Genomic DNA, 24642 nt, shown 5'->3' on the forward strand with positions numbered 1-24642 from the left:
TAATATAGAAGGTGGCCCACCTGCACAGAGGGCACATCGAGACCAAGGAGAAGACTTTTGAGCACCGCACCTGAAGGACGCAAGCTACTGCGTGTGGAGGCCCGCAACGCTGAGGTTCCCATTGAGAAGAAGCCTCACTGGATTAAGACCAAGGCTATTGTTGGCCCCGAATACAACGAGATGCGCGAGCTTGCTCGCGGTCAGGGTCTGCACACCGTGTGTGAAGAGGCCGGCTGCCCCAATATTTACGAGTGCTGGGAAGACCGTGAGGCAACCTACCTGATTGGTGGCTCCGAGTGCACCCGTCGTTGCGATTTCTGCAATATTGCGACCGGCAAGCCCGTTGCTGTTGACTACGCTGAGCCGTTCAAGGTTGCGAAGAACGTGAAGGTCATGGGTCTGCGTTACGCCACCGTGACCGGTGTTGCTCGTGATGACCTGGAAGACGGCGGCGCGTGGCTGTACGCAGAGACCACCCGCCAGATCCACAAGATGTGCCCGAACACCGGCGTTGAGATGCTCGTGCCCGACTTCAAGGGTGTTCCCGAGCATGTTCAGAAGGTCATTGACGCTAAGCCTGAGGTGTTCGCGCACAACCTGGAGACCGTCCCCCGTATCTTCCGTCAGATTCGCCCGGCGTTCCGTTACGAGCGTTCCCTGGATGTTATTACCCAGGCTAAGGAAGGCGGCATGGTCACCAAGTCCAACCTGATTCTGGGTATGGGCGAGACCGACGACGAGATTTACGAGGCGCTGTGCGATCTGCATGATGCTGGCTGTGACATCATTACCCTCACCCAGTACCTGCGCCCCGGCCCGCTCTTCCACCCCATTGAGCGTTGGGTGAAGCCGCAGCAGTTCGTGGATTTTGCGAACATGGCTGAGGAGATTGGTTTCGCTGGCGTTATGGCGGGCCCGATGGTTCGTTCTTCGTACCGTGCAGGTCGCCTGTGGGCTCGTGCAATGCGTAAGAACGGTTACCCGATCCCCGAGAACCTGGCTCACATTGAGGGTGAGGGCGCTGCTCTGCAGGAAGCCTCCTCTCTGGTGGCTGCAGGCTACTAAGCCTTTTCAGAATCTTTCTGAGAGCGTTGAGGCTCCTCGAACCCGGTGTTCGTCCGGTGTTCGGGGAGCCTCCCCTTATGCCCCGCCCCTTGTGCGGGTAGGGTAAACTAGAAAAATTGCAGGCATACACTGCATCGTTACGTCACTATGGTTCCGTGAGCGTTTGAGGCGCTTCTCGGGGCCGCGGAAGAACCAGCCGAGGAAGAATCGTGGCAGATAAGCGCGAAGAGAAGAAAAAGAAGAAGGAACGCACTCCGGGCACTTTCGCCCAGATGAAGCAGGTCTACCAGATGACCAAGAAGTCCGACCCGAATATTGGTTGGATTCTGAGTCTGTCGGCTCTGGGTACTCTTTTGGTTTTCCTCCTCATCGGTATTGCCCTGAATAACTGGATTACTTTCCTGATTCTGGGTCTGGGCGTTGCCGCTATTGTGGTGATGCTTCTGCTGGGTCGCCGCGCGCAGACTGCGGCTTTTGCTCAGATTGAGAACCAGCCCGGTCGTAGTGGTGCGGCGATGAACTCGGTGCGCCGCGGCTGGATTGTTGAGGAGCAGCCTGTTGCGGCGAACCGCCACCAGGATCTGGTGTTCCGTGCGCTGGGCCGTCCCGGTATTGTGCTGGTGACCGAGGGCCCTCACAGCCGTGTGAACTCGCTGGTGAACACTGAGAAGAAGCACCTGGCTCGTGTGGCTCCCGGCGTGCCGGTTCACGTGATTGAGACCGGCCACGAAGAGGGTCAGGTTGAGCTCAAGGACGTTGTGAAGACCATGAACAAGCTTCCGAAGGCTCTGACTCAGCAGGAGATGCAGGCTGTTTCGGGTCGTTTGAGCACCCTGAACACTATGCGTAACCCGATGAACGGTCTGCCGAAGGGTGTTGACCCGATGCGTGCTCGCCCCGATCGTCGTGCGATGCGCGGCCGCTAAACGGGTAGCTGATATTGATTTTGAAGGCTCCGGCTCTTCCCACTTTAGGGAGGGCCGGAGCCTTTTGTTACGCCCGATTATTGCACTGCTACTGGCGTTGCTGCGGGCTCTGCTACTGCCCTTGATACAGGGCGTTAGCAGCACTGTTGTGTTTCGTGAAGCAACATAGATGTAACTCCTTTCCAGGATTTGTAACATTACCGAAACACGATAGTCACGCACGCGCAAAAAATAACCACTATGCTTGATATGTCACAGGGTTTTGCCCGCGGCCAAAAACTAAACCAAAGACTGAATGTGATGAGGGAAGATACCCTCCTGCACCGTCAGTCGAACAAGGAGCAGTCCTCATGTTTACCAGCCCCCAGGAAGTTCTCGACTTTATCAAGAACGAAGAAGTAGTCTTCGTTGATATCCGATTCACCGACATGCCCGGCGTGCAGCAGCACTTCAACCTGCCCGCTAAGGCAATTGATGACGATTTCTTCGTCAACGGCCAGCTTTTTGATGGCTCCTCCATTCGCGGCTTCCAGGGCATCGCTGAGTCCGACATGCAGCTGATCCCCGACGTTCAGTCCGCATACGTTGACCCCTTCCGCATTGAGAAGACCCTGGTCATCATCTGCTCCATCGTGAACCCCCGCACCGGCGAGCCCTACCACCGTGACCCCCGCGGCGTTGCTGAGCGTGCCGAGGCGTACCTGCAGTCCACCGGCATTGCAGACACCGCATTCTTCGCATCCGAGGCTGAGTTCTTCGTCTTCGAGGACGTCCGTTACCAGGTCGAGCCGAACTCCGTGTTCTTCAAGATTGACTCCGACGAGGCTCCCTGGAACACCGGCCGCAAGGAAGAGGGCGGCAACCTGGGTAACAAGACCCCCGTCAAGGGCGGCTACTTCCCCGTCTCCCCCGTCGACAAGCAGGCTGACCTGCGTGACGCAATGTGCGTAGCAATGGACGAGGTTGGCCTTGAGGTTGAGCGTAGCCACCACGAGGTGGGCGCAGCCGGCCAGGCAGAAATCAACTACAAGTTCGATACCCTCACCAAGGCTGCTGACGACCTACTGAAGTTCAAGTACGTCATCAAGGGCACCGCAGACGCATGGGGCAAGTCCGTGACCTTCATGCCCAAGCCCGTGTTCGGCGACAACGGCTCCGGTATGCACTGCCACCAGTCGCTGTGGCAGAACGGTGAGCCCCTGTTCTACGACGAGCGCGGCTACGCTAACCTCTCTGACACCGCACGCTGGTACATTGGCGGTCTGATTGAGCACTCCTCCGCTGTTCTGGCGTTCACCAACCCGACCGTGAACTCTTACAAGCGTCTGGTTCCCGGTTACGAGGCTCCCATCAACATGGTGTACTCGCAGGGTAACCGTTCCGCTGGTATCCGTATTCCGATTACCGGCACCAACCCGAAGGCTAAGCGCCTGGAGTTCCGTGCACCGGACCCCTCCGCTAACCCCTACTTCGCATTCGCTGCTCAGCTGATGGCTGGTCTGGACGGTATCCGCAACCGCATTGAGCCGCCGGCACCGATCGACAAGGACCTGTACGAGCTGCCCGCCGAAGAGGCTAAGGACATCAAGAAGGCTCCGGCCAACCTGGAGGAGGCTCTGGCTGCTCTGGAGGCTGACCACGACTTCCTGCTCGAGGGCGGCGTCTTCACCGAGGACCTGATTCAGGCATGGATCGATTACAAGCGTAAGAACGAGCTGGAGCCGCTCTCGCTGGTTCCGCACCCGCTTGAGTACCAGCTGTACTACGGCGTCTAATCTTTCTTCCTGAACGGTGCCCCTTGTAAGGGGGTGCGTTCTGGAGAACAGACAACGGCCTATATGTTCCTTTGGGAACGTATAGGCCGTTGTTGTGTCTGCTGGAGTATCTCTGCGGACTTCTATCTTGCTGTAGCACTTTTGGCGACAGTACGTGTCCAATATTTTTATGCCTCGATGGGTCTTGCGCGCTTTAGTTGCGCTTAGAGCGGCTCTAAGGGCTAAGCTGTTGGTGCTGGCGTTCCCTCCCTTTTTGTCGTGCAACCGGAGGGAACGCCAGTCTATTTTTATGCCCTAATGCTGCTGAGCGTTTAGAACCTGCTGAGCGATGAGCCGGTCAAGCTTGCGGACGTCAATCTTTCGGCCCAGCTTGATTTTGATGTAGCCGATCTTCGTCCATAGAGCGATTTCACTATTCGCGTCGAACAGGTTTCCTGCATTTTCAGAAGACCACATATGGATTGAGGAGTAAGGCAACGAATACATTTCTACCTTCTTACCCGTCAAGCCTTGAGCATCACGAATGATGAGTCGGTGAGTCGTGAAAATAGCAGAATCACGGAAAGTAGCAAAGGCTGCAACGGCGCTCTCCCCCGGCCCCAAAAGAGCTTGGGCGTCCGGTGGTACAGGAATCTCTGATTGTAGAGTCCAGGTCATGATAGCGGCGATAGACATAGAGTTATCTCCAGGGGATTGAGTGATAATAACGTTCTCAGTATAAGAGCTTTGTTAATTCATGCGCGTTCTAAATGGTTATCCTTGCAGACACGCTGTGAGCAATAAATACCTGTTGGAGGGTTATACCGCTACATTCCACAAAGCGGCTTTTTGATTCTGCTCCTGCACGTAGCTTCCTCAATGGGATAGGCTCATTCTTTAGCTAGACGAAAGGACGACTCCCCCATGCATCCTCAGCCCTATACTCCCCGGCATTTTCAGGCAAAGCGCTTCAACGAGCTGACTCTCCGTGAGCTTCAGCAGATACACATCACCCGTTCTCTTGTCTTTACGGTGGGTCAGCAGATCCTTGCGCAGGAGCCAGACGAAGCAGACTTCGAGTCTGTTCACTTCTTCCACGCGGATGAGTCTGGGCGGGTCTTAGCCTACTTGCGGATCTTTGATCTTATGACAGTAGATGATGGCTACCACCGCCCTATCGAAGGTGCTTGGACCGTCGGTCGAGTAGCTGTCCGTGAGGAGGCGCGGGGCACCGGCCTGGGGCGTGCCCTACTGCATGAGGCGATTAGCTGGGTCCGTGAAAATACGGAAGCTCGTCAGCTGGTGATTAGCGCCCAGTCCTACCTGAAGGACAGCTACTACGGTGCAGCGGGGTTCGTGCAGATGGGAGAGCCGTATCTTGAGGTTGGAATTGAGCACGTAGAGATGCTTCTGGAGCTTTAACGGGCCCTACCCCCTCTTCCCTTGTAGGAGCAGGTCGCGGGCCACATCATAAGATGTTGTACCCGCTAATCCCGGGGTTCTTCCTGCACGGGCGTACAATGAAAGTACGTGCGCCCGGCCGGCGGCACCTACGAATTCCGCGAGAAACGACGTCACGAAGCCGTGTTCTCCCCACCGCCCCTCACCTTTTCAGCATCTGCTGGGGCGAGTATCGCCGATGACCGACCGACCCGTCTGACGCCGCATCCACTGTAACGAGGAGAAATCTCATGGCATATCAGCCGACCATCCTAAACGGTGAAACTGTTTTCCGTAACGAAGTTTTTCAGACCGGCCTCATGTCCCAGCTGCTGGACGGCATCTACGATGGCGAGATGACCATCGGTGAGCTCCTGAGCCACGGCAACTTCGGTGTGGGCACCTTCAACGGCCTCGACGGCGAAATGGTCGTCCTCGATGGCGTCTGCTACCAGGTACGCCACGACGGCTCCGTGTCTCTGCCCGACCTGCGCCAGCAGACCCCCTACGCCGTGGTCACCAACTTCGTGCCCATGATTAAGCGCGAACTACCGCATAACCTACTCCGTAAGTCTGCCTCGCAGATTCTGGATGACTTCACCGTCTCCAAGAACTACATGTACGCCATCAAGATTTACGGCGAGTTCGAATGGGTCCGCACCCGCACCGTCATCAAGCAGGAGAAGCCCTACCCGAAGATGGTTGCGGCCACCGAGAACGAGGACATCGTCCAGTTCGATAACGTGACCGGCACGATTGTTGGCTTCCGCACCCCGATTTACGAGCAGGGCATCTCGGTGCCCGGCTGCCACGCCCACTTTATCGATGATGAGCGCGTTCAGGGCGGCCACGTGGTCGACTTCAAGCTGCGCTCCGCTAAGGTCGAGATTTGCCCCGGTACCGGCCTGCAGCTGCACCTACCGCTGACCCCCGAGTTCTCCTCCGCTAACCTCTCCCCCGAGGACCTGGCTGACCAGATCTCCAAGGCTGAAAAGCACTAAGCTTCTTTCCCGCCGGAATATAGCAACGGGATATAGCAACGAAGGAGCCGCCCTCTACTGTTCTGTAGAGGGCGGCTTCTTCGTGTTTATACGCGCTGTCGTGTTTATACGCGCTGTCGTGTTTATACGCGCTGTAAAGGGCGCTTACGCCTCGGGCACGAACTCGCCGTGGCCGCGCTCGCGCAGGGCAGCACGCACCTTCTCAGCGGCCGCATCCAGCTCTTCGGCGGTAGCATCCTTCTTCGCGTTGGCGGGATCGTAATCAGCCATGCTATCAACCGGGAACAGATGGATGTGGGTGTGCGGCACGTCGAAGCCAGCAATCACCAAAGCCACACGCTCCTTATGAAACGCCTGATCCAGGGCACCAGAAATCTTGTGCACCACAGCGAACAGGTGCGCAGCCAGCTCAGCCGGCAGGTCGGGCCAGCGGTCAATCTCCGCGCGGGGAACCACCAGCAGGTGACCTTCCGACTGGGGCATGATGTCCATGAACGCCACGCAGTGCTCGTCCTTCCAGACGAAGCGGCCGGGAAGCTCGCCGTCAATAATCTTGGTAAAAATCGTGCTCACAATAATCTCCTTCATGCGCCGTCGTCGGCGCGTTTGAATCTCAACGGTCAGGCTTACGCCTCAACCTCAATGCTCTCGCCGGGGTTCAGATGCTTCAGCTCAGTGCCGTACTTCGCACCGAAGTTCGTCACCAGACCCTCAATAATGCCGGTGCCGTTCTGGTTAATCATGCCGTTGTGAATCGGAACCACACGCTGAGCGCCGGTCGCAATCACAAAATCAATGACTTCCTGAACCTTCGACCAGGGCGCGTGAATCGGCACCAGGACGGTATTTGCACGCACGCGGTGAGGAACCACCAGCGAATCACCAGGGTGGTACACGGCACCGTTAATCAGGTAACCGACATTGGCGATGGTCTGAATCAGCGGGTGAATCAGGGCGTGCTGACCGCCGTAGGTCTTCACCTCAAAACCGGGGATGCTGAACTCAGAATCAGAGGAAACAACGGTAACCTCGGCAGCGGGTACAGCCTCCTTGATGACCTGGGCGACAGCCTCGGGAGCCCAAATCTTCAACGGGGTCTGCGACTCGGCACGCTGAGCAATCAGCGGTAGCACCGACGGGCCATCAAAATGGTCCGGATGCGCGTGGGTCACGAACAGGTAATCGGCGCCTTCCAGCGCGGTGGCATGCTCACCTTCAGCAGCAAAATTGCCGGGGTCAAGAACGAGGGTGCGCCCCTCATTCTCAAGGCGGATACATGAGTGGGTGTACTTCGTCATCTTCATAGTTTTAGTCTACCGCGAACCTCCGCACCCGCCCGGCGGCGGCTTCAACTTTTGAGATAAGCCGCAAATCAGCCACCTTTTGAACGCCTCTAGTGTAAAGTCGTAAGACAAGATCGACCACACAATGGGGCGGATTTCCGCCCCGAAAGGTTCAGCAATGGACACTCATATTCCCGTACGGAGAATTACGAAGCCCGCCGAAGCCCGAAATACCCGCCAGCGTCGCATCATCAAGGCGACCATGGAAGAGCTCGGCGATTTCATCTCAGCACAGGATCTGCACCTGACCCTCGCGAACCGCAAGGAACAGGTCTCTCTCGCAACCACCTACCGTGTGTTGCAGTCGCTGGCTAACGCCGGTGAGCTCGACTCGGTCAAGGGCATTGAGGGTGAGACTCTGTACCGCCACTGCCAGGTAAAGGACCATCACCACCACCTGCTCTGCCGCCGATGCGGCACCGCCATTGAGCTAGAAGCACCCGCCCTCGAGGACTGGGCACTGGCCATGGGTAAGCAGCACGGCTTCTCGGAGCTGGAGCACGTGGTTGAAGTGACCGGTTACTGCCCGGACTGCACTTTGGCACGTCGCGAGGAAGAATCGCAGGGCGGCGCTGCACGCTAACGTTGCAGGCTACGCCGCAACCTCTAAGCCCCTCAATCTGAGGAGCTCTCCCCCACCGGGGAATCCCTTCTGCTCGAAGGATACGGCGCCTTCAAAAATCTTCGGCGCCACTACAGCACGACACACAGGGCATCTGGACAAGGCAACACAACGCCACACAGGTTGAGCCCGCATTGCGCACCGGGTACATGACCCGTAGCGCTAACACAGCACGACAACAAAAGAGCCCCACCTCATTCCCGAGGTGGGGCTCTTTCTATAGGTCTTATGCCTTCTCAGTCAGCTGGCGGCCCGACGCGCTATGGCGGCGCTTCACGCCACCAATCACACGGCACACCACGTAAATCAGGAAGGAAATACTGGTCACGTAGGGGCTAATCGGCAGCGAACCGGCAAGAGCCAGCAGAATACCGCCCACGATGGACGCCTCCGCGAACAGCACCGACAGGATCAGGGTGCGCACCGGAGAGGCAGTCACCTGCATCGCCGCAGCCGCCGGAGTAATCAGCAGCGCCAGCACCAGCAACGAACCGACCACCTGCACCGACAGCGCCACAGCAATACCCAGAATCACCATGAACACCAGGGACAGGAAGCGCATCGGCACGCCCTTAGCGCGCGCGACCTCCGGGTCCAGGGAGGCGAAGCTCAGCGGACGCCACACCATCACCAGCAGGCTGATAATAACCACCGCACCAATAATCATAGTGTGCAGCTGGTCGGCATCCACGGACACGATCTGACCGGTCAGCAGACCGAACTTATTCGCGCTACGGCCCTGGTACAGGGAGAGGAAGAGAATACCCAAGCCCAAGCCGAACGGCATGAGTGCACCAATGACCGAGTTCGAGTTGCTCGCCTTAGAGCCCAGAAAGGCAATCAGCAGAGCCGAGGCAATCGAACCGACCATAGAGCCGGTCACCACGTCATAGCCGAGCAACAGGGCAAGGGCGGCACCCGCGAAAGACATTTCAGAAACGCCGTGCACCGCAAAGGCGTGATCGCGCATCATCACGAAAATGCCGACGAAACCACCGATAAGGCCCAGAACAGCGCCAGCAAAAATGGAGTTCTGCAGCATCTGCAGCAGCTCGCCGTAGCGGTCAAAAACGAAGATACGGGAAAGCAAATCGTTCTGCGCGGCGGCAACCGGTGCCAGAGCGGGGAGGGAAGCAAGAATGGTCATCGAGTGGTTCCTCCCGGAATGTGTAGAGTGCGCTGCGGTTCAGAAAGACCAGACTTCAGGTGGGAGCCGTGAATGTTCTGGTCAGTGCCCTCAATATGGCAGTGGTCGCTGGCGTGAGTCTCACCCACCACCACGTAACGGCCATTAGACTTGAGCACGCTCACCGGGGTTCCGTACAGGGAGGTGAGAGTCTCACTGGTCATGACCTCTTCCACCGACCCGACCGTGAAACGGCCGTTCGCCAGGTAGAGCACGCGATCCACATGCTCAATGATGGGGTTGATTTCGTGGGTCACGAACACCACCGCCACGCCGCGTTCACGGTTGAACCGGTGAATCAGCTCAGCCACCGCGTACTGGTGGTTGAGGTCCAGGGAGAGTAGCGCCTCGTCAGCCAGCAGAATCTTCGGGTCGTTCGCGAGCGCCTGAGCGATACGCAGACGCTGCTGCTCACCGCCGGAGAGCAGGCCCACCGGCACGTTCGCGTACTCGGTCGCGCCGACGGCTTCGAGGAGCTCGTCAACCTTGGCGCGGTATTTGCGGCCGTGCAGGCGGATGCCCCAGCGGTGCCCGTCCACGCCAAGTCCCACGAGGTCGCGGGCGCGCATCGGGGTGGAGGTGGGGATGGACTTCTGCTGCGGTACGTAGCCGACGCCGGCGTTGCCCAGGCGTGCGGGTTTGCCGAGCACGGAGATTTCGCCGGCGTTGAGTCCGGTCAGGCCAAGAACGACTTTGAGGAAGGTGGACTTGCCGGAGCCGTTGGGTCCGAGCACGGCGAAGTATTCGCCTGCGCCGATGTCGAGGGTTAAATCTTTCCAGAGGGTGCGGGCCCCGAAAGCGAGGCTACCCCCGCGAATGGAAATCGCGGGGGCGGCACCGTTATTGTTGTCAGTCACTTAGGAGAGCGCCTTTTCGAGGTTGCTGACGTTGGTCTTCATCCATGCCAGGTAGTTGGTGTTTTCCGGCAGGGTTTCGGTGAAGGATACGTAGTTCACCGAGGCATCCTTAGCGGCCTGCAGCACCTCGTTGGTCTGAGAGGTGGAGGTCTGCTCGTTGTAGGCGAGCAGCTGGACCTTCTTCTCAGTGACCATGTCCTTGGTTTCCTTCAGGACGAGTGCGGGGACGTCGTTGCCGGCTTCTGCCGCCTCAGCGAATTCGCTGGGGGTTGCGTTCTCTGCGCCGGTGGAGGAAATCAGGTAGTCCGGCACGGGCTCGGTGGACAGGTACTTCTTACCTTCACCGGCGATTGCCTTGGCGGTGGTGTCCAGTGCGTCCAGTTCCTTGGAGAAGGTGGATGCGTTGGTGCGGAACGCCTCAGCGTGTGCGGAGTCGAGGCCTGCGAGCTCTTCAGCGATCTTCTGGGCGACCTTCTTCATGGTTTCGAAGTCGTACCAGAGGTGCTCGTTGAACTCGTGTGCGTGGGCGTGGTCGCCGCCGTCTTCGTGGTGTTCGCCGCCGCGGTGGTCCTCGACCAGGTGGGTGTATTCGGCGTCGGTGAGCTTGCCGCTGACCTTGACCGCGTTCACGATCTTTTGGGAGGCGTTGTCCTTGCCTGCGAGGTCTTCGAGGAACAGGTCGTAGCCTGCGCCGTTGATGACAATCAGGGATGCGTCCTTCGCCTTGAGGCGGTCGGCGCTGGTGGCTTCGTAGGAGTGGGGGTCGGTGCTGGTGGAGGCAATCAGCGCGGTGACCTCAATGTAGTCGCCGCCAACCTGCTTGGCGATGTCTGCGTAGACGTCGGTGGAGGCGACGACCTTCACCTTGCCCTTGTTGGAGCCAGCCGAGGAGGACGAACCGGAGGAGGTGCTGTTCTCGGTTGCGCAACCTGCCAGCAGCAGGGAGGACGCTGCGAGTGAGCCCATTGCGGTGAGGAAGTGCTTGCGGGTGATCTTCGGGTGCGACATGAGGGCTCTCTTTCGGTTCGTTCTAGTCTGTAGGTTTCTTAACTACATCATGCGCACACCCGTATAAACAACTCTTTATTGGTGTCATTTGGGTGCTGTTAGGCAACCCTTTTCCCTGTCAGTAGCTTATGCAACAGGGATAGTTAGCTCAGCCTACTGCGCTCCCCCACCGCTACTTTATACTGCCGCTTCATCCCGCCGTCTGAGAGTGCCCCTTGGGTGCATCCATAAGCCGTTTTTGACCGCAAAACAGCCCGCCCCGCGCCCTCCTTGACGAGGGCACCGGGCGGGCTGTGTGTTCAAGATTTCCCCGTTTTATTCGGGATATCTCACGATGCGGCTACTGGGCTTATTACTGGGCTTCGCGCGCCTGCTGTCGGCGTACACGCTCACGCACCGCGTCCTGGGTGGTGTCGTTGATTTCGCCGACGAGCTCCTCCAGCACGTCTTCAAGGAAGACCACGCCGAGGGTTACGCCCTGTTCATCCATAACCTGCGCGATATGGGTTCGGCTGCGTTGCATGGAGGCGAGCGCATCGTCAATATCGGTGGTCGGGGTGAGCGTGTCCAGGGAACGCAGCTTGTACCAGGGGAAGGGCTCCTCGAACCGCTCGGGGGCGATGGCGAGGGCGTCTTTCACGTGCAGGTAGCCCATGTAGGTTCCGTCGCTGTCGGTAATGACGAAGCGGGAGTAGCCGCTGCGTGCCACGGCGCGTTCCAGTTCGGCGGGGGTGCTGCCGAAGGGCAGGGTGACGAGCTTATCGCCGGGCACCATGATTTCGTAGACGTCCTTCTCGGTGAATTCGAGGGCGCTTTCAATCACGCCGGCGTCGTCTTCCACGGTGCCTTCCGCGGTTGAGGTTGCCACGATGGTCTGCAGCTCACCCAGGGTGAAGGTGGAGGCGACCTCATCCTTTCCTTCGACCTTCATGAGCGCCAGCAGCTTATTCGACAGGTTGTTCAGCAGGGCGACTACGGGGGCGAAGATCTTGGAGAAGGTCACCAGAGTCGGCACAATCCAGAGGGCCACACCGCGGGCTGCGAGGGTCACGGCGGCGTTCTTGGGAACCATCTCGCCGAAGATTACGTGCAGGTAGGTGACCAGGATTAGGGTGATACCGAAGGCGATTACGTCCACGATCGCGTGGGGCAGGCCGACCAGGTGCAGGGGCACCTCCAGCATGTGGTGCAGCGCCGGTTCTGAAACGTTCAGGATCAGCAACGAGCAGATGGTGATGCCCAGCTGGCAGGTGGCGAGCATGAGCGAGACGTTCTCTAGCGCGTAGATGACGGTCTGCGCTCGCTTATTGCCTTCTTCGGCGAGCGGTTCGATTTGTGCTCGTCGGGTGGACATGATGGCGAATTCACCGGCGACGAAGAAGGCATTTCCGGCGAGCAGGATGACGAGCAGTGCGATGGCTACCCAGTCGTTCATGCGTTGCCTCCCTTCTCGGTCTGTTCCTGTGCACTAGGTGCGGGGGTGAATCGGATGCGGTCCACGCGGCGGCCTTCGAGGGTGTCGACGCGCAGGGTACCGCCGGGTACGGGGACGCTGTCGCCTACTTCGGGGATGCGGCCGAGCCGTTCCATCATGAAGCCGCCGACGGTTTCGTATTCGGAGCTTTCCTCAACCTCGAGCCCGGGGATGAGGGTGTTGATTTCGTCGGGGCGGCGCAGTCCGGAGAACACCCAGTCGCCGTTGCCGTAGCGTAGGGGGCGTTCGGTGCGGCCGCGGTCGTGTTCGTCGGAGACTTCGCCGACGATTTCTTCGACGAGGTCTTCGAGGGTTGCGATGCCTGCGGTTCCACCGTATTCGTCGAGGACTACGGCGAGCTGCAGGGCGCCCTGGCGCAGCTGGGTGAGCAGCGCGTCCAGGTGCAGGGTTTCGGGGACCTGCAGCACGTCTTCTGCGAGGGCGCCGGCTTCGAGGGTTTCGCGAACCTCCGGGGGCACGCCGACTGCCTTCTTCACGTGTACGACGCCCACGATGTTGTCGTGGTCGCCCTTGTAGAGCGGGAATCGGGAGTGGCCGGTGGAGCGTGCCAGCTTGATGACTTCGGCAACGGGTGCGGTGTCTTCGAGCATGGCGACCTGGCCGCGAGGGGTCATGACTTCGGAGGCGGTCAGCTCGGAGAAGCGCAGGGTGCGGTCCACGAAGCGTGCCGCGTCGGAGTCGAGGGTACCTTCTTCTGCGGAGCGGCGCACCATGGAGGAGAGCTCTTCGGGGGTGCGTGCCGCGGAGAGTTCTTCTTTGGCTTCCATGCCGAAGCGTCCGAGGATCCAGTTGGCGGAGCCGTTCATGATGCGCACGAGCGGGGACATGACGCGGGTGAATGCCAGCTGCGCGGGGGCGACTCGACGAGCCACATCGTAGGGTTCGGCGATAGCGAGGCCCTTGGGCAGCAGTTCGCCGACGACCATGGAGAGCAGGGTTGCGATGAGCATCGCCAGCACCAGGGTGAGTACGTCGGTCACGCTGGTGGGCAGACCCAGGCTGCTGATGGCGCCGGTGGTGAGCGCCTTGATGGCGGCGTCGAGGGTGTAACCGGTCAGCAGCGTGGTGATGGTGATGCCGATCTGGCAGCTGGACAGCTGAGTGGAGAGGGTTTTGAGGCAGCGCAGGACGGCGTCGGCGGCTTTATCGCCGGAGTCCTTTGCCTGCTGCACGGTGGCGGTTTCGAGCGCCACGAGGGAGAACTCTACGGCAACGAAGAAGCCCGTGCCCAGGATGAGGAGCAGGCCGATGAGTAGGAGAATCAGATCCACTCAGCCACCGCCTCCATCGACTGGTGTGCGGCGCCTTGGGCTTGGCGGGGCAACCCCGCAGTCAGGCTGTCCAGATGCTGAGCATCGGAGGTGGTGTTTTTGGGTGTTACAGTGCCGTGTTGCGCAGAGTACGCGGGCAGTATTCTGCGCTGGCTAGTAGTCAGAGTCTTACTCAAAGGGTCATCCATACCCCATATTTTAGCGAAGGTTTCGTCTCTTCCCGGTGCTGTAGAGTGCCTGCTCACAAGTGCAAGACAGTACTTGTTGCGCACGCGGCTCATTGCTAATCCGTAAGAGTGAAAAATTGCATTGCGGATATGGCGCGATGAGCTGGAAAGTTCACCGTGCTTCTCTTTACACTTATACATAGGAGCATGAGTGTGCCGCCAAGCAAGCGGATGAACCCCGACGTTCACGGCACGCTAGGCAGGTTTGTACGGTGCACACCCCGCACATACGGCCACCATCTTAGGCGATGCGCACATGCTCAGCGTGATGATTCGCCCCTCGAAGACGCGGGTCGTCTATGCCGGGGAGAGTCCCGGACGCGACGGATAAATTCACACTAATTGGAAGAGGCGTTTAACGTGCCAAATCTGCCAGAACATCTGGTGCCTGAGGAATTTGCCGGTAACGAATGGTTCGTTGAAGAACAGTACGAGCGTTACCAGAAGGACAAGAACCTCGTGGACCCTTCATGGTGGCCCATTTTTGAGACCATCGACAAGGCGCTGGGAGGCGCCGGTACCGCTAGTGCAGCTCCTGCTGCGGCCCCCGCCGCACCGGCTGCGCCTGCCGCACCTGTAGCAACTCCCGCTCCCGCGGCACCGAAGCCTGCGGCTGCGCCTGCTAATCCCACCACTCCCGCTGCTACCAAGAAGGCTGAACCTGTGGAACCTGTTGAAGACAAGATTGTCCCCCTCCGCGGCCCTGCTAAGGCAGTCGTTACGACCATGGAAGAGTCGCTGACTGTCCCCACCGCAACCACCGTTCGTGCGGTCCCCGCAAAGCTGCTCATTGAGAACCGCGCAGCTATCAACAAGTACCTGGCAAGCACCCGCGGCGGCAAGGTTTCCTTCACCCACATCATTGGTTACGCTGTGATTCGCGCAGTGGCAGCGATGCCTTCGATGAACGTGACCTACGGTGTGGACGAGAAGGGCAAGCCCGTTGCAATCCACAACGCACACGTGAACTTTGGTCTGGCTATTGACCTGCCCCGCCCCGATGGTTCCCGTAACCTGGTCGTTCCGAACCTCAAGGGTGCTGAGCAGCTGAGCTTCCGCGAGTTCTGGGATGCGTACAACGACATCGTTAAGCGTGGCCGTAACGGCGCGCTGACCATTGAGGACTTCCGCGGCACCACTGTTTCGCTGACCAATCCCGGTGGTATTGGTACCGTCCACTCGGTGCCCCGCCTCTCCAAGGGCCAGGCAGCCATCATCGGTGTGGGTGCGCTGGAGTACCCGGCTGAGTTCCGCGGCCTGTCCGAGAAGCTCATCACCCAGCAGGGCCTGTCCAAGATCATCACCCTGACCAGCACCTACGACCACCGCGTCATTCAGGGTGCAGGTTCCGGTGAGTTCCTGAAGCTGGTTGAGCACTACCTGCTCGGCGGCGACGACTTCTACGACGCAATCTTCCGCGACCTGAAGGTTCCCTTCGAGCCGGTTCGTTGGGCACGCGACAACCACGTCGATGACGCTCACGAAATTTCCAAGGTTGCACGTATTCAGCAGCTGATTCACGCGTACCGCGTGCACGGCCACCTGACCGCAGCAACCAACCCCGTTGGCTACAAGATGCGTTCGCACCCGGACCTGAAGCTGGAGAACTACGGCCTGACCCTGTGGGATCTGGACCGCGTCTACCCGACCGGTGGCTTCGGCGGTTCCGAGCGTCTGCCGCTGCGCACCATCCTGGAGCGCCTGCACGAGGCATACTCCGGCTCCCTGTCCGTTGAGTACATGTACTCTGAGGACCCCGAGGTTCGCGCATGGTTCCAGGAGCGCCTGGAGCGCGGCGTTGCTAAGCCCACCCGCGAGGAGCAGCTGCGTGTTCTCTCCAAGCTGGTTGAGGCTGAGGCATTCGAGAACTTCCTGCAGACCAAGTACCTGGGTCAGAAGCGCTTCTCCCTGGAGGGCGGCGAGTCCCTGATTCCGCTGCTGGACGCTGTTCTGGACAAGGCCGCTAACAACGACCTGAAGGGCGTTGCCATTGGTATGGCACACCGCGGTCGCCTGAACGTGCTGACCAACATTGCTGGTAAGTCCTACGCTCAGATTTTCCGTGAGTTCTCCGGCACCGCAGCACCTTACGAGGGTGGCTCCGGTGACGTGAAGTACCACCTCGGTACCGAGGGTATCTTCACCTCCGATTCCGGTAAGCAGACCCAGGTGTACGTGGCTGCTAACCCCTCGCACCTTGAGGCTGCAAACACCGTGCTCGAGGGTATCGTCCGCGCTAAGCAGGACGTCTACCGTGAGCAGGGCGTTGAGGGCCACCCGGTCCTGCCGATCCTGATTCACGGTGACGCAGCGTTCGCTGGCCAGGGTATCGTCATGGAGACCCTGCAGATGGCTGACCTGAAGGCGTACACCACCGGCGGCACCGTGCACGTTGTGGTGAACAACCAGATTGGCTTCACCACCCTGCCCAACGACGGCCGCACCGCAACCCACGCCTCCGACATTGCGCGTATGACCAAGGCTCCGGTCTTCCACGTCAACGCTGATGACCCGGACGCAGTGGTTCGCGCCGCACGCCTGGCATTCGAGTACCGTGAGCGCTTCGGTCGCGACGTTGTCATTGACCTGATTTGCTACCGCCGCCGCGGTCACAACGAGGCTGACGATCCGTCGATGACCCAGCCGAAGATGTACCAGGACATCGACGCTCTGCCGTCGACCCGCACCCTGTACGCACAGGACCTGGTCGGTCGTGGCGATGTCTCTCAGGAAGAGGCAGACGAGGTTCTGGACTCCTACCACTCGAAGCTGGACGCTATCTTCGTCGAGACTCAGTCTTCGGCACCGGCTCCTGCTGGCGCGCACGTTTCCGGTCTGGAACTGCCCGCATCCCAGCAGAACACCGAGGTCGTTCACTCCGGTAAGACTGCGATCTCCCGTGAGACCTTCCAGCACATCGCTGACGCATTCGGCAAGGCTCCCGAGGGCTTCACCATCCACAAGAAGCTCAAGAAGCTCATGGATCAGCGTGTTGAGATGGGCCGCACCGGCAACGTGAACTGGGGTATGGGTGAACTGCTCGCCTTCGGTTCGCTGCTGATGGAGGGCACCGACGTTCGTATGAGCGGTCAGGATGTTCAGCGCGGTACCTTCGTTCAGCGTCACGCTGTGCTGCACGACCACATCACTGATGAAGAGTGGTCGCCGCTGGAGCACCTCTCTGAGGATCAGGGCAAGTTCCGTATCTACAACTCCTTCCTCTCTGAGTACGGCGTTCTCGGCTTCGAGTACGGCTACTCGGTGGAGCGCCCCGACTCGCTCGTGGTGTGGGAGGCTCAGTTCGGTGACTTCGCGAACGGCGCTCAGACCATCATTGACGAGTTCGTGTCCTCCTCCGAGCAGAAGTGGGGCCAGCGCTCCTCGCTGGTTATGCTGCTTCCTCACGGCTACGAGGGTCAGGGTCCTGACCACTCCTCGGCTCGTGTTGAGCGTTACCTGCAGCTGTGCGCTGAGAACAACATGACTGTTGCTTGCCCCTCGACTCCGGCTTCGCACTTCCACCTGCTGCGTCGCCACTCTCAGCACCGTCCGTACAAGCCGCTCGTGGTGATCAGCCCCAAGCAGCTGCTGCGTCTGAAGGCTGCTGCGTCCTCGATTGAGGACTTCACCGAGGGTTCGTTCCAGCCGGTGATTGGTGACCGTTCGGGTATCAACCCGGCTCAGGTTGAGCGTCTGGTCTTCGTGTCCGGCCGTCTCTACTACGATCTGGAAGCGGAGCGCGAGCGCCGCGGCGACACCAAGACCGCTATTGTCTCGGTGGAGCAGCTGTACCCGCTGCCCGAGCAGGAGATCAAGGAGCAGCTGGCTCTGTACTCGAACGCTACCGACGTCGTGTGGGCTCAGGACGAGCCTGCTAACCAGGGTCAGTGGCCGTTCATGGCTGTGAACCTGCTGCCGCTGCTGAACCGCCGCGTGCGTCTGGCTTCCCGTGCCGCTGCGGCTTCCCCGGCTGCCGGTACCGGCAAGCTGCACGCAGCTGAGGCTGAGGCTCTGCTCAAGCAGGTCTTCGAAGGCTAAGGTCTTCTACAGCTGATCGGCTCATGATTTAGCTCTTCAAACCCCGTCTTCCCGTCAGATGTTTCTGGTGGGAAGACGGGTTTTTTAGTCTCGGATACTTACCGGATAGGGTATTAAGTTCGAAAAGAGGCCGGTAAGCGCTTATCCTAGATATAAAGACTATTACTCACGTGCCTTGCCGCCTCACACGGCGGGCGCATACTGCAGAAGAAAGAATTCCGTGGAGCAACGCAATATTCGAATTGTGGCAGTCGGCGATGACCTGCTCGCCGGTGTTGGCGATCCCCGTACCCTCGGCTGGTTTGGCCGTGTTATGGCGCGCACCCCGCAGACCACCGCATCCATTGCGGCATATAACCTTGCCGCCCCCAATGAAGGTAGCGAGCAGCTGAATGCACGCTGGTTCGAGGAGGCGCGTCGCCGCTTCGTTCCCGGTGCTGATAACCGCCTCATTATTGCTCCGTCGACCTTTGACATTGATTTGGGTCTGACCAGCGCTCGTTCGCGTTTGAACCTGGCGAACATTGTGGACATGGCGTCGCAGAACAACATTAAGGTTCTGGTTGTTGGTCCGCCGCCGACCCTGGACGCTGAGCGTAACCGCCGTATCGCTGACCTGTCGGCGGCGTACGCGGATGTGGTGACCCGCCGTAACCATGTGTACGTGGATACGTTCAACCCGCTGTTGCATCACGAGCAGTGGCGCAACGACCTTGCCGCGAATGACGGCCGCCCGGGTCAGTCCGGTTACGGTCTGATGGCGTGGCTGGTTCTGCACCGCGGCTGGTACAACTGGCTGAACATTCCTGAGCACGGCTAAGAGCCCGCTCCCCGGCTGGGGCTGTGAGCTGATGCGAAGAAAGTTCGTGTTTTTTAGCTCATATCCCGGTTCCAAGATGCAATCATGCCGTTTCTATGAAAAAATAGACGGCGTTGCCCTTATAGCGTGGAGCACCGGTTTTCGGTGACCGCCTCTGCTAGGGCAGGTAATAGGGAGCGCGCACCGCGAAGGTGGGGCGTGCATCCATGAACACTATAAGGAGGCTCTGATGAGCAAGCGCGGTCGTAAGCGCAAGGACCGTCGTAAGGGCGGCGCAAACCACGGTAAGCGCCCCAACGCATAAGGTATCTTGCATACACTTTAAAACCCCGGCGTTTCGGATATTATTCGGACCCGGGGTTTTGCTTTACCCGCAGATGTTTGTGCGCATTCTGCGGAATAAAGAGAAGAATTCTACGTTATGGAAGTGAACGCCTGGCGCGTTCCTGTAGAGGAGAAACATGGCTGAAACCAACACCGCGGCGGATACCCGCGAGCTACGCGAACGCTTTACCGCGGACGCTATGCAGTATGTGGATCAGCTCTACGCTGCCGCCCTGCGGATGAGCCGCAACTCTGCCGATGCTGAAGACTTGGTGCAGGAAACCTACATGAAGGCTTTTGCTTCGTACCACCAGTTCACCGAGGGTACGAACCTGAAGGCGTGGCTGTACCGCATCCTGACGAATACGTACATCAATTTGTACCGTAAGCGTCAGCGTGAGCCGCAGCAGTCTCAGGGGGAGACGGTGGAGGATTGGCAGCTGGCTCAGGCCGGTGAGCATGATGCGGTGGGTCTGCGTTCTGCCGAGGCGGAGGCGCTGAGTGCCCTGCCGAATACGGAGGTTCGTGAGGCTCTGAATGAGCTGTCTGAGGATTTCCGTATGGTGGTGTACTACTCCGATGTGGAGGGGTTCGCGTACAAGGATATTGCGGAGATTCTGGATATCCCTCTGGGCACGGTGATGTCTCGCCTGCATCGTGGCCGCCGTATTCTGCGTGAGAAGCTGCTCGATTATGCGCGTGAGAACGGTCTGCGCCCGTCGACCATCGCAAAGGTAGAAGCGAAGGCTGAGGCGAAAGCTGCAGCGAAGGCGAGCGCTAAGGCTACCAAAGCAAAGGGCGTCAAGTCCCCGCCGGCGGGCTCTCGTTCCGAGGCACCTGCGGATTCTTATTCTTAGCTCCGCTTTTCTCCACGTGAGCTAGCCTCCATGAGGTTGAGGCGGCTCTCCCCTAACGCTTTATACCTTCCGTGTGAAAGGAACCCCGATGTCAAGCACAGACAAGAATTCTTCCGTCCCCGCAGCCTCCGAGCCGCTGGAGGATTGCGGCGGCCTGCCCTGCTCGTCGACCCTCAAGCACCTCTACGAGTTCCTCGATAGGGAGCTGAGCCCCGAGCAGCTGCGCACGATTCAGGCGCATCTGAATGCCTGCCCCGAGTGCGAGGATGTGAAGGACTTTGAGCTGATGGTTCGTGAGAAGATGCGTTCTTCGTGTGCTCAGCAGGCACCCGAGCAGTTGAAGGCTCGCCTGCTGCAGGATGTGCAGAAGTTCTGCGCCGAGGCAAAGCTCTAAGCTGCCCCAAGCTGTTGCCTCGCTGAGGGGACAGAATTCTGACGATGTGTGAAGGCGGTGTACCGATGAGGGTGCGCCGCCTTCCTGCGTAGTGGCTGGTTCACGCTATCTGGTTCGTATTGCTTGGGTCGCGCTGTCTGGTTCGCGCAGCCTATCTCATCGCTGGAGCCCTCAGCGGCTCGCAAACCCTCAACCGGTAGAATAGGGGTAGACGTCAACCGGCGCAGCCTCTCTGATTCTGCGCCCTCCCCATGATTTGAACCAAAAGAGGATATATGAGCGACGCAGCAGTGCAGCTTTCCCCCGGTGATTGGCCCGCTCCCCTGGCACCCGCCTCCAGCGAAGCCGCTGGCAAGAACGCGCTGGTGCATATCCCGGGTTCTAAGTCGCTCACGAACCGTTATCTGCTGCTTGCTGCTCTGGCTGATTCCCCCTCGTATTTGCGTGCGCCTCTGCATTCGCGCGATTCGGCGCTGATGATTGAGGCGCTGCGTCAGCTGGGTGCGGGTATTGAGCTGGTGCCGACCGATTCGCCGTTCGGCCCGGATATTAGGGTCACTCCCCTGAGCTTTGTGGAAGCGCATTCCGCACAGGCGCAGTCCGATTCCGCTCAGGCACGCGCGGTTTCGATTGAGTGCGGTCTTGCCGGTACCGTGATGCGTTTTGTGCCTGCCCTGGCGGCGCTGCTGCCGGGTGAGTTCGCTTTTGACGGTGACCCGCACGCCCGTCAGCGTCCGATGGGCCCTGTTCTTGAGGGTCTGCGTCAGCTGGGTGTGCAGGTGGAGTGTGAGCAGGGCGAGAACGCTCTGCCCTTCGTGCTGCGCTCCCCCGGTCTGGCGAGCGCGGAGGGTGTTTCTGAGGCGCCCGTGGTTCGTATTGATGCTTCGACGTCGTCCCAGTTCGTTTCGGCGCTGTTGCTGATGGCGCCTCGCCTGCCGCAGGGTATGGTGCTGGTGCACGAGGGCTCTTCGGTGCCGTCTATCCCGCACATTCAGATGACCGTGGAGGCGCTGCGCCAGATGGGTATTCGGGTGCAGGAGCACTACCCGAGCCAAAGCAACGAAGCAGAGGGTGGCGAGTACCGTTGGACGGTTCACCCCGGTTCCTTCCCCGGCTTTGAGATGACCATTGAGCCGGACCTGTCGAATGCCGGTCCGTTCCTTGCCGCTGCCGTGGTTACCGGCGAGTCGGTGACTATCCCTCATTGGCCTGCACCGGCGGCTGATTCTTCGGCGGGTACGACCCAGGTGGGCGATATGTGGCGTGAGCTTCTGCCCGCGCTGGGTGCGCAGGTTCGCTACGCTGAGGGCCGTCTGACTGTGACCGGTCCGGCGCAGCTTCCCGAGGGTGACTTCTCCTTTGATCTGTCTGCCGGTGGCGAGCTGGCGCCGACCATGGCGGCTGCCTGCGCTTTCGTGAATGGCCGCGTTGAGCTGACCGGTATTGCGCATCTGCGCGGTCATGAGACGGACCGCCTCGCAGCGCTCGCCGCTGAGATTAACCGTCTGGGAGGTACCGCCCACGACACCGCCGATTCGCTGGTGATTGAGGCGCCCATCCCCGCTACCGCTGAGGCTGCGCCGGTTCTGGCGCGCACCTACGACGATCACCGTATGGCAACCTTCGCGGCGATTATTGGTCTGCGCCGCCCCAATGTGGTGGTGCAGAACGTAGCTACCGTGGCTAAGACCATGCCCGAATTTACCGCAATGTGGGAGGACATGCTGGCGCAATGGCAGGTCGGCGCTTCCACCTCTGACGTTACCGCCGACCAGGAGGTCTTCTAAATGGGTTCTTCCCGCATGAACGTGCGCGATTTCTCCGAATGGGATGAGTCGGATGTGCGCGTGCGCCCGAACAAGAAGGGCTCCCGCCCCCGCACGAAGGACCGCCCGACCTTCAAAGAAGCGATTCGTGGCAGGGTCATTACGGTGGACCGCGGCCGCTGGTCGGTTGTAGTTGATGAGGGTACCGAGAAGGAGCGTACCCTCATTGCGGCGCGCGCTAAGGAGCTGCGCCGCACCGCGATTGTGACCGGTGACTTTGTGGATCTGGTGGGTGACACCTCCGGCGCGAAGGATACCCTGGCGCGCATTGTGCGTCTGGGCGAGCGCACCTCGATTCTGCGCCGTAGCGCCGATGACACCGACCCGTCGGAGCGCGTGGTCGTGGCGAACGCTCAGCAGCTGGTGATTGTGGTTGCTGCGGCGAACCCGGAGCCGCGTACTGGCTTCATTGATCGTGCCGTGGTGGCGGCGTTTGATGCCGGTATTGAGCCGATTCTGTGCATTACGAAGACCGATGTGCGGTACCCGCAGAACCTGCTGGATTACTATGCGGCAAGCGGTTTGAAGATTGTGTTGTCCTCCTCTTCGGATGGTTTGGCGCCGAGTCAGGAGGGCGCTGCCGGTTTGGAGTCGGCGCCGGTTCAGGAGCTTCTGCAGGAGCTGCTGGGCCAGGTGTCGGTGCTTCTGGGCCATTCGGGTGTGGGTAAGTCAACCCTGGTGAATGCGCTGACCGGCTCCGAGCGTGCGACCGGCCACGTGAACGCGGTGACGGGCCGTGGTCGCCACACCTCCTCGTCGGCGTTGGCGTTGCGTCCGGTGAATGCGAATGGCGACCCGATGGAGCCGGGCACCTGGATTATTGATACTCCGGGTATTCGTTCTTTCGGTCTGGCGCATGTGCCGCCGGAGACCGTCGTGGAGGCGTTCGTGGATTTGGCGCCCGGTGCGGCGGATTGCCCGAAGGCGTGTACTCACGCGGCGCAGGCTCCCGAGTGCGGTCTGGAGGCGTACGTTGCTGCCGGTCATGCCGGCGAGAGCGGTCCCGCCCGCCTGGACTCCTTGCGTAAGCTACTGCTTTTGACTCCTGAAGAGGGCGATTCGGAGAAGGAGCTGGGCGCTCTCGTCTAGCATCTCACCCCTGCATTGCACACAGCACTACGCACACATTTTTGCTGACTACATCACCGAATACTGAAGAAGAGCATTACTATGAGCCGTCCCCAGCAGTACACCGACGATTTGCGTCTTGCGCATATTCTTGCCGATAGCGTCGATCGTGTGAGCGCCATGCGTTTTCGTGACCGCCCGGTCTTCTCCCCCGCTTCCGAGGCGGTAGAGCCCGCCGAGGCGGCACCCGCTGCGGCACCGTTGGCGCCGTGGCAGCAGGCGGTTCAGCAGCCCGCGGAGCCGCAGGAACCGGTGCAGGAGCCTGACGATTACGCCTCGGGTGTGGCTGAGGAGGTTGAGGAGCTTCTGCGCGCGCAGCTGTCGCGTGTGCGTACTCGCGACGGTATTGCCGGTGCGCATGCCGGCTATAACGGTCAGGCGTCGCGCCAGTGGGTGATTGCGCCGATTGCTGAGCCGGATAATTTTCGCCGCGGCGTGCCGGTGTGGGCGACTCTGATTGCTTTGCTGGATCAGGGCGAGCCGGTGGTGGGTGTGGTGTCTGCACCCGCGCTGGGTCGCCGCTGGTGGGCTGCTCGCGGTTCGGGCGCGTACACGGGTAAGTCCTTGGCGCAGGCGACTCGTCTTGAGGTGTCTTCGCTGACTCAGCTGGATCAGCTGTCTGCCACGTACACCGACCTCTCCTCCTGGAAGATGGTCTCTGAAGGCGCTGTGGACCGCTCTGACGAGCTTGTACAGCTTCTGGGTTCAGTGGGTCGTTCCCGTGCGTACGGTTCGTTCTGGGCGGCGTGTATGCTCGCTGAAGGTGCCGTGGATACCGTCGTGGACGCATCCCTATCTTTCTACGAGGTGGCGGCGCTACTGCCGCTGATCCGCGAAGCTGGCGGTGTCGCCTCCACCCTGGAGGGCGATTTGCCCGAGCACGCGGGCGTTTCTACCGCCGGTATGCACCCGGTGTCCCTGGTAGCAAGTAACACGGCGGCGGTCCAGCAGCAGGTGCTGGAGGCGCTCGCGCCCCGTTCCTAGACTCTCTCCGCCCCTAGCCCCTCCCCCGGTGGCGGTAGCAATATAGCGAGGCGGCGGCTTTCGGTAAGTGGAAAGC

The 24642-nt window shown here is 59.9% G+C and carries 21 protein-coding genes; 13 read left to right on the forward strand and 8 right to left on the reverse strand.

Features of this window, described 5'->3' with window-relative positions:
• Positions 1-57 precede the first annotated feature (57 nt).
• From lipA to glnA, 3 genes are all read left to right on the forward strand, one after another.
• Positions 58-1065 (forward strand): lipoyl synthase, encoded by a 1008-nt coding sequence (lipA, locus tag QZ822_RS01810; RefSeq protein ID WP_005505472.1) that lies wholly within the window; start codon positions 58-60, stop codon positions 1063-1065.
• 209 nt (positions 1066-1274) lie between these two features.
• Positions 1275-1991 (forward strand): DUF4191 domain-containing protein, encoded by a 717-nt coding sequence (locus QZ822_RS01815; RefSeq protein ID WP_294642135.1) that lies wholly within the window; start codon positions 1275-1277, stop codon positions 1989-1991.
• A gap of 350 nt (positions 1992-2341) precedes the next feature.
• The gene (gene glnA, locus QZ822_RS01820; protein ID WP_294642137.1) at positions 2342-3766 is read left to right on the forward strand and encodes a type I glutamate--ammonia ligase; all 1425 of its coding nucleotides are present in this window, start codon (positions 2342-2344) and stop codon (positions 3764-3766) included.
• Positions 3767-4060: 294 nt separating this feature from the next.
• Here the strand turns inward: glnA and QZ822_RS01825 are convergent, their stop codons facing one another.
• Positions 4061-4441: a PH domain-containing protein gene (locus tag QZ822_RS01825; protein ID WP_294642139.1), complete on the reverse strand. Its 381-nt coding sequence runs from the start codon at positions 4439-4441 to the stop codon at positions 4061-4063.
• Positions 4442-4669: 228 nt separating this feature from the next.
• Here QZ822_RS01825 and QZ822_RS01830 point away from each other — a divergent pair, with 228 nt between their 5' ends.
• Positions 4670-5167 (forward strand): GNAT family N-acetyltransferase, encoded by a 498-nt coding sequence (locus QZ822_RS01830; protein ID WP_294642141.1) that lies wholly within the window; start codon positions 4670-4672, stop codon positions 5165-5167.
• 269 nt (positions 5168-5436) lie between these two features.
• On the forward strand, positions 5437-6186 hold the full coding sequence (gene budA / locus QZ822_RS01835; RefSeq protein WP_049327712.1) for an acetolactate decarboxylase: 750 nt from the start codon (positions 5437-5439) through the stop codon (positions 6184-6186).
• Between the two features lie 144 nt (positions 6187-6330).
• On the opposite strand, the gene QZ822_RS01840 is transcribed toward budA, so the two are convergent.
• Both QZ822_RS01840 and QZ822_RS01845 read right to left on the reverse strand, forming a co-directional pair.
• Entirely contained in the window at positions 6331-6759 is a 429-nt protein-coding gene (locus tag QZ822_RS01840; RefSeq protein ID WP_294642143.1) for an HIT family protein, read from the reverse strand.
• 53 nt (positions 6760-6812) lie between these two features.
• The gene (locus QZ822_RS01845) at positions 6813-7490 is read right to left on the reverse strand and encodes an MBL fold metallo-hydrolase (protein WP_294642145.1); all 678 of its coding nucleotides are present in this window, start codon (positions 7488-7490) and stop codon (positions 6813-6815) included.
• Positions 7491-7647: 157 nt separating this feature from the next.
• On the opposite strand from QZ822_RS01845, the gene QZ822_RS01850 reads away from it, so the two are divergent.
• Entirely contained in the window at positions 7648-8112 is a 465-nt protein-coding gene (locus QZ822_RS01850) for a Fur family transcriptional regulator (protein WP_049327710.1), read from the forward strand.
• A 265-nt stretch (positions 8113-8377) separates the two neighbouring features.
• Here QZ822_RS01850 and QZ822_RS01855 read toward each other — a convergent pair whose 3' ends face one another.
• The 5 genes from QZ822_RS01855 to QZ822_RS01875 all read right to left on the reverse strand — a co-directional run bounded on the left by QZ822_RS01855 (position 8378) and on the right by QZ822_RS01875 (position 13968).
• Positions 8378-9298 carry a metal ABC transporter permease gene (locus QZ822_RS01855; RefSeq protein ID WP_049352576.1) on the reverse strand — a complete coding sequence of 307 codons (921 nt, stop codon included), beginning with the start codon at positions 9296-9298 and terminating at the stop codon, positions 8378-8380.
• Entirely contained in the window at positions 9295-10194 is a 900-nt protein-coding gene (locus QZ822_RS01860; RefSeq protein ID WP_049327709.1) for a metal ABC transporter ATP-binding protein, read from the reverse strand. Before QZ822_RS01860 ends, QZ822_RS01855 begins: the two co-directional genes overlap by 4 nt.
• A complete protein-coding gene (locus tag QZ822_RS01865) occupies positions 10195-11202 on the reverse strand; it encodes a metal ABC transporter solute-binding protein, Zn/Mn family (RefSeq protein WP_294642146.1) in 1008 nt (335 codons plus the stop codon).
• 352 nt (positions 11203-11554) lie between these two features.
• The gene (locus tag QZ822_RS01870; RefSeq protein ID WP_049361912.1) at positions 11555-12637 is read right to left on the reverse strand and encodes a hemolysin family protein; all 1083 of its coding nucleotides are present in this window, start codon (positions 12635-12637) and stop codon (positions 11555-11557) included.
• A complete protein-coding gene (locus QZ822_RS01875) occupies positions 12634-13968 on the reverse strand; it encodes a hemolysin family protein (RefSeq protein ID WP_070677962.1) in 1335 nt (444 codons plus the stop codon). Before QZ822_RS01875 ends, QZ822_RS01870 begins: the two co-directional genes overlap by 4 nt.
• A gap of 587 nt (positions 13969-14555) precedes the next feature.
• Here QZ822_RS01875 and QZ822_RS01880 point away from each other — a divergent pair.
• The 7 genes from QZ822_RS01880 to QZ822_RS01910 all read left to right on the forward strand — a co-directional run bounded on the left by QZ822_RS01880 (position 14556) and on the right by QZ822_RS01910 (position 24566).
• The gene (locus tag QZ822_RS01880; protein ID WP_294642147.1) at positions 14556-18233 is read left to right on the forward strand and encodes a multifunctional oxoglutarate decarboxylase/oxoglutarate dehydrogenase thiamine pyrophosphate-binding subunit/dihydrolipoyllysine-residue succinyltransferase subunit; all 3678 of its coding nucleotides are present in this window, start codon (positions 14556-14558) and stop codon (positions 18231-18233) included.
• Between the two features lie 220 nt (positions 18234-18453).
• On the forward strand, positions 18454-19053 hold the full coding sequence (locus QZ822_RS01885) for a GDSL-type esterase/lipase family protein (RefSeq protein ID WP_005505446.1): 600 nt from the start codon (positions 18454-18456) through the stop codon (positions 19051-19053).
• Positions 19054-19514: 461 nt separating this feature from the next.
• A complete protein-coding gene (locus QZ822_RS01890; RefSeq protein ID WP_294642149.1) occupies positions 19515-20234 on the forward strand; it encodes a sigma-70 family RNA polymerase sigma factor in 720 nt (239 codons plus the stop codon).
• Between the two features lie 88 nt (positions 20235-20322).
• Positions 20323-20628: a mycothiol system anti-sigma-R factor gene (rsrA, locus tag QZ822_RS01895; protein WP_294642151.1), complete on the forward strand. Its 306-nt coding sequence runs from the start codon at positions 20323-20325 to the stop codon at positions 20626-20628.
• A 275-nt stretch (positions 20629-20903) separates the two neighbouring features.
• Positions 20904-22415: a 3-phosphoshikimate 1-carboxyvinyltransferase gene (gene aroA, locus QZ822_RS01900; protein WP_294642153.1), complete on the forward strand. Its 1512-nt coding sequence runs from the start codon at positions 20904-20906 to the stop codon at positions 22413-22415.
• Complete coding sequence (gene rsgA / locus QZ822_RS01905; RefSeq protein WP_070604484.1) at positions 22416-23543, forward strand: ribosome small subunit-dependent GTPase A; 1128 nt, start codon at positions 22416-22418, stop codon at positions 23541-23543. It begins immediately after the preceding gene.
• Between the two features lie 81 nt (positions 23544-23624).
• Entirely contained in the window at positions 23625-24566 is a 942-nt protein-coding gene (locus QZ822_RS01910; protein WP_294642155.1) for an inositol monophosphatase family protein, read from the forward strand.
• Positions 24567-24642 lie beyond the last annotated feature (76 nt).

It is taken from the genome of uncultured Rothia sp. (genome assembly GCF_916715725.1).
Classification (GTDB): Bacteria; Actinomycetota; Actinomycetes; order Actinomycetales; family Micrococcaceae; genus Rothia.

What these genes read in the sequence shown, in the direction of transcription:
- QZ822_RS01890 (WP_294642149.1), top strand. Translation starts at nt 19,515, where the DNA reads ATGGCTGAAACCAACACCGCGGCGGATACCCGCGAGCTACGCGAACGC.
- QZ822_RS01845 (WP_294642145.1), bottom strand. Translation starts at nt 7,490, where the DNA reads ATGAAGATGACGAAGTACACCCACTCATGTATCCGCCTTGAGAATGAG.
- rsrA (WP_294642151.1), top strand. Translation starts at nt 20,323, where the DNA reads ATGTCAAGCACAGACAAGAATTCTTCCGTCCCCGCAGCCTCCGAGCCG.
- QZ822_RS01865 (WP_294642146.1), bottom strand. Translation starts at nt 11,202, where the DNA reads ATGTCGCACCCGAAGATCACCCGCAAGCACTTCCTCACCGCAATGGGC.
- QZ822_RS01850 (WP_049327710.1), top strand. Translation starts at nt 7,648, where the DNA reads ATGGACACTCATATTCCCGTACGGAGAATTACGAAGCCCGCCGAAGCC.
- QZ822_RS01870 (WP_049361912.1), bottom strand. Translation starts at nt 12,637, where the DNA reads ATGAACGACTGGGTAGCCATCGCACTGCTCGTCATCCTGCTCGCCGGA.
- QZ822_RS01830 (WP_294642141.1), top strand. Translation starts at nt 4,670, where the DNA reads ATGCATCCTCAGCCCTATACTCCCCGGCATTTTCAGGCAAAGCGCTTC.
- QZ822_RS01825 (WP_294642139.1), bottom strand. Translation starts at nt 4,441, where the DNA reads ATGTCTATCGCCGCTATCATGACCTGGACTCTACAATCAGAGATTCCT.
- QZ822_RS01910 (WP_294642155.1), top strand. Translation starts at nt 23,625, where the DNA reads ATGAGCCGTCCCCAGCAGTACACCGACGATTTGCGTCTTGCGCATATT.
- aroA (WP_294642153.1), top strand. Translation starts at nt 20,904, where the DNA reads ATGAGCGACGCAGCAGTGCAGCTTTCCCCCGGTGATTGGCCCGCTCCC.
- rsgA (WP_070604484.1), top strand. Translation starts at nt 22,416, where the DNA reads ATGGGTTCTTCCCGCATGAACGTGCGCGATTTCTCCGAATGGGATGAG.
- glnA (WP_294642137.1), top strand. Translation starts at nt 2,342, where the DNA reads ATGTTTACCAGCCCCCAGGAAGTTCTCGACTTTATCAAGAACGAAGAA.
- budA (WP_049327712.1), top strand. Translation starts at nt 5,437, where the DNA reads ATGGCATATCAGCCGACCATCCTAAACGGTGAAACTGTTTTCCGTAAC.
- QZ822_RS01855 (WP_049352576.1), bottom strand. Translation starts at nt 9,298, where the DNA reads ATGACCATTCTTGCTTCCCTCCCCGCTCTGGCACCGGTTGCCGCCGCG.